At 57.5% G+C, this 4328-nt stretch carries 5 protein-coding genes; all 5 read right to left on the bottom strand.

Going from position 1 to position 4328, the window contains the following annotated elements; all coding sequences use genetic code 11:
• Window positions 1-285: 285 nt before the first annotated feature.
• A complete protein-coding gene (locus AOA14_RS19000; RefSeq protein ID WP_013302500.1) occupies window positions 286-795 on the bottom strand; it encodes a hypothetical protein in 510 nt (169 codons plus the stop codon).
• Between the two features lie 645 nt (window positions 796-1440).
• Window positions 1441-2232 (bottom strand): hypothetical protein, encoded by a 792-nt coding sequence (locus tag AOA14_RS18995; protein WP_176446100.1) that lies wholly within the window; start codon window positions 2230-2232, stop codon window positions 1441-1443.
• 210 nt (window positions 2233-2442) lie between these two features.
• Window positions 2443-2643, bottom strand: coding sequence for a hypothetical protein (locus tag AOA14_RS18990; protein WP_062903269.1), 201 nt, complete (start codon window positions 2641-2643; stop codon window positions 2443-2445).
• On the bottom strand, window positions 2640-3563 hold the full coding sequence (locus AOA14_RS18985; protein ID WP_013302502.1) for a replication protein RepA: 924 nt from the start codon (window positions 3561-3563) through the stop codon (window positions 2640-2642). Before AOA14_RS18985 ends, AOA14_RS18990 begins: the two co-directional genes overlap by 4 nt.
• Window positions 3560-4231, bottom strand: a complete 672-nt coding sequence (locus AOA14_RS18980) for a recombinase family protein (RefSeq protein WP_013302501.1) — start codon at window positions 4229-4231, stop codon at window positions 3560-3562. Before AOA14_RS18980 ends, AOA14_RS18985 begins: the two co-directional genes overlap by 4 nt.
• Window positions 4232-4328: the final 97 nt, after the last annotated feature.

Here is a 4328-nt window from a genome sequence, read left to right as displayed (position 1 = left end):
GCGCTTGCCAGCCATAATTCGTCAGGATAGCGCCGGGGGGAAGGTTGTTCCTAGCCTCATCATTCCGTCGCTTCATTTCCGCTTCTATTGTCTGCTTGGCGCGCTCGCATCTCGCTGCGCTTGGGTAGTCGATGGCTGTTACCCCGCCCTCACTCGATGCCACGATAAGTTTGTATGGGCTTGCTTGTTGCGCCGCTGCGGCTGTCGCCCAAGTGACCGATGCCGAAACCATCGCCGCCCAAACCACTCCAACCCTAAACGCGATCATATGCTGTTCCTCCCTCACTATCTGCCAGTCAGCTTTTGCCACCACGTCCGGCGGTGAAAGGCAATGTCTGCATGGGCGCGGTCTAGCTGGCGTTGCAAAGCCTCTATCTCTGCGGCCAACGCCATCTCCCGCGCCTCGCTAGCTGCCAGTGCCACCCTATCCGCCTGGGCTTCTAGCAGCTGATCGGTGAGCGCCTGGATGCGCTTCTGGGCTTCTGTGTAGAGGGTGAACAGTTCGCCATCGCGTTCGGGTTCACGCGTTCGCCCTTTCTTGCGTTCGGGATGTTCGGGTTCGTCGCCCCCGACGCGTTCGCCTACCAGTTCCTGATCATTCTCTGGGATCAGGACCGTCACCTTGTCCGATGGGTGATTGCCTGGGATAATCTGCCAATCGCCTTTTTTGGCCTTTCGCTTGGCTTTCATTCGAGCCGCGTCAGCTGATACGCCCAGCGCCGTCGCCAATTCCTTATAGGTGAAGCGGGACCATTCAGGCTCCGCCTTAGCCTTTGGCGTGACATTTTGCGGCATACCGTTACCCCCCGACGCGTTCGGGGCATTATGCGGCCAGACTAGGTGAACGCCTAGACGAACGTTTGCGCCACGTCGCCCCCGACGCGTTCACCTACTTTGGCCTACTTTAGACGGCTATTTTTCGCTATTTTAGCGAACGTCGCCATTGTGCAGGGTGCCGACCGCCCCTTTAAGGCGTCCAAAAATCGATTTTAAGCCCCGCTGCGGGCCATCTTGATATTTCGGCTCTATAGGGGCTGAATTGCCTCATCGTCGCTGTGCGGCTCCTCCTAGGGCATTTTACGGGCATCTCGTTGCTGGGGCGGGTTTCAGCCTTAACATTCCTTAACTGTTAAATCAGTTACAGGCTTGCTCAGATTGTTTGGTGGGTCCTACCCAGGGCTGCCCTGATCAGCGTGCGCTTATTGACCGCAAAATTAGCCAATGACTGTAACCGCGCAGGCTGTGACAGTTTCTAGTTACAGTCAGTCTGCAGGGCCGGTGGCTGGGCGCAACATGGAGAAAGACGCCCCTTGATAGCCCATTGGGCCGACATCGCAGTCATTGCTAACAATGGAGGGGCTTCCCGCGTGCGCGTATTGGCCAAGTCTCCTGGGCTTCCGGAATTGCCCGGTAAAAAACGGGGGGCTTCCCGTTGCCGTCTTAGGCTCTTTTGGCGTGGTATTTATCGCGAGCCTTTTTGCTGATGTTCTGGGATTGGCTGGCGCGTCTGCCGTAGATGGGATGGCTGTATTCGGGTTCGATGCCGAACAGTTCCGCAAAGGGCTTGTCGCTACCTGTCAGTCGGGGGGCTGCCTGGTCAGGGCTGATGGCTTTCAGGTGGTAGCGCAAAGCCCCCTTTAATTGGCGTTGATATGAACCATGATCATATTTGCTGGCAGTCCCGACCTCATAGCCCCGCGGACCGACCCGCTGGTTATGCAGGGTGCGTTTGTCTTTTTGTGACATACCGGCTTTCAGCAACCAGCTGGTCCGGCCCTTTTTGAAAAACTCTTTCTGATGCTGGGGCGGGCAGTGCAATAAAATGTGGACATGGATCCCCGTTCCTATGGCTTGCTCGATCACCCAAATGAACGTCATCTGGACGCCCCTATTGCGAAGCCATTGGCCGGCCGCTTTTAGCCAGTAGTGAATAGCGTCCTGGGGGCGGTAGATGTCGGGCAGTTCGCCGCGCTCAAAATGGATGGCGACCGCTTGATTGAGAGGAAGCCCGATTGTGTGCGCGTGAGTAGCCGCCTCCACCAAATCAAGAGCCTTTTCAGCTGGGAGATACTCTTTCCAGTGATGGCGGCTGTTCGGGACATGCTGGCGCGGCGCACTACGTATATAAGTGCGCCGTTTCGACGTGCGGTTACGCGCAGCCTTGCGGCTGGGGGCGGGAGATGCAGGTTTCTGCGGCTTTGCGCTTGAGAGCGCCTTGGGAGTGTGAGCCATCCCCTAATCATTTATCGTAAGTTTTAGAACACAGCAAGAACAGACGTTGGAATCCCTCTGTTTCTGCGGCTTTGCGCTACCGGAAAATCTACATGGTGAGACTATAGGTAGATGGGGGGGGGCGATGGTCCGGTGATGGGGGGGGCGATGGTCCGATACAGGGGGGGGCGATGGTCCGGCCCTTACGCCTCGCGAAAAATGCGGTGCCGCTTACTGTAACCGGCTTTCCAGTTCATTTGCCTGCCTCTCCAATTCATCTACGCGGCTTTCCAGTTCATTGACGCGGTAAATGGCATTGCGGGCGTTCACGTCCGCAACATCTAGCCTGTCCTCCCACGCGGGCTTGCAGCTTCCCAACATCAGACCGGCGATGATCACCAGTTCGTAGGGCAAGCGTTTCGGTATGTTCATGGCATCCTCCTTAATCGTCTCGCCGCAGTTTTAGGGATTGGTGGCGGCGATGCGTCCAATTGGATGCCGCCCGTAACAATAGTCACGCGGGCCTCCGGATAGGCTGCCAGAACGGGTTTCAGCTGCTTCGCAAACTCCCGTTTGAAATATTTTCGGTTATTATATTCCTGCCCAAACTGCTCCGCGAGCGCCGCCCAGGATATGGTCACGCCTCCACGCCTAACCCTACAAAGCCTATGCGCCAGCCAGCTGTATATATCCAACGCCAGCGCCGATGACGTCAGCTGGGCAAGGGCTTCATGGCGAAGCGGGACCGCTGTTCGCAGGATGGCTTCAAAGAACGGGGCGGATAATTCGACCGATGTAGGCCATAGGGCTGTTTGGCTGCCAGTGTCGCTTATCCAAGCCTCGAATTGCTGGAAGGGCTTGGCATCAACCGTCTGGGCGAATTTCTTGCCGTCTCGATCTACCAGCCGCCCTAGGCGCATATGGCAAGCCGCGAGCGCCGTCATTTGCTTGCGCGCCCTGTTGCGGGCCGCCTGGTTGTTTCCCACCCCTAGGGCTTCCAGAAAAGCATAGACGCTATCGCCTACGTCAATGACGGGGCATTGGGTCCGGACCGCCTCGCTGGTTATGTGGATCAGGGCAAGGCGTGGAATTGTGCCGTAGGGAATAGGCTGGGTCTGCCAACCTTGGCCGTCAAAGGTTTTCCCTGCCTCGATCTGCAATGAAACGTTGCCTGATTGGCGTTCAAAGGTCTGCCCTTCAAAGCGTGATCGAGGCAAGCCAACGTGACAAAATACAGCTGGCAGATAGTCGGGATTGCCAGCGTCAACGGACCTTTTGGCTTCAACCGTCAACGCCAGGACGTTGGCTGGCAGGGCGTCAAACAGGCTGCCAGCGCCGTCGCGGGACGTCATGCCGCCAACCGTAGTTCGATGTTACGGACCGTTGCCGCTTGCCAGCTGCCGCCTCGCGCTGTCGGGATGCCGCGAGCGTTTAATGCCGCTGCCACCTCCCGGTAGGTCTTACAGCCGTTCGACCGCGCCGCCTCGATATGGGGGGCAATTTGCTTGGCAAAGGTTTCAGCGTTGGCTTGTGTCGCGGCCTTCGCTGCCTCTGTCGCCTCCGCAATGTTCGGATTGCCTAGCTTAACCCCCTTGGCCTTAGCCGCTGCCAGCGCCGCCTTGGTTCGTTCGCTAATCAGGTTTCGCTCTTTCTCTGCCAGCGCCGCGTAAAGGTGAAGCATGAAGCTATCAGCGTTCGCGCCCAGCTCGGCCACCATAAACGGGATGCGCTGCCCCATTAGGCCGCTGATAAAGTGAACGTCACGGCTAAGGCGATCGAGCTTGGCCACGACGATAGCGCAGCCTTCTTTTTTCGCCGCTGCCAGTGCAGCTGCCAGAACGGGGCGACGATCAAGGGCGTCCGCCCCTTTCCCGCTCTCCACTTCCTGAAACGTTGCAATCAGGGTGATGCCTTCCGCCTGGGCGAAGCGTTCAACGGCTTCCCGCTGTGCGTCCAGGCCCAAGCCTGATTTGCCCTGCCCACTAGTGGAAACCCGGTAATAGGCGACGGCGGTTTTCATGGCTTAAATCCCCAAACGGCGATGCTGTATAAATCTCATATCACCGTTTGGATTATTTACAAACCATTTGTAACTCATCCGGGAATGCAGATTGCTC

Source organism: Sphingopyxis terrae subsp. terrae NBRC 15098 (assembly GCF_001610975.1).
GTDB classification, from domain to species: domain Bacteria; phylum Pseudomonadota; class Alphaproteobacteria; order Sphingomonadales; family Sphingomonadaceae; genus Sphingopyxis; species Sphingopyxis terrae_A.
This window is presented reverse-complemented; position numbering and strand designations above follow the sequence as displayed.

Bases quoted from the DNA above. Each gene is read 5' to 3' on its own strand.
- AOA14_RS19000 (WP_013302500.1), bottom strand. From the start codon at position 795: ATGCCGCAAAATGTCACGCCAAAGGCTAAGGCGGAGCCTGAATGGTCC.
- AOA14_RS18995 (WP_176446100.1), bottom strand. From the start codon at position 2,232: ATGGCTCACACTCCCAAGGCGCTCTCAAGCGCAAAGCCGCAGAAACCT.
- AOA14_RS18990 (WP_062903269.1), bottom strand. From the start codon at position 2,643: ATGAACATACCGAAACGCTTGCCCTACGAACTGGTGATCATCGCCGGT.
- AOA14_RS18985 (WP_013302502.1), bottom strand. From the start codon at position 3,563: ATGACGTCCCGCGACGGCGCTGGCAGCCTGTTTGACGCCCTGCCAGCC.
- AOA14_RS18980 (WP_013302501.1), bottom strand. From the start codon at position 4,231: ATGAAAACCGCCGTCGCCTATTACCGGGTTTCCACTAGTGGGCAGGGC.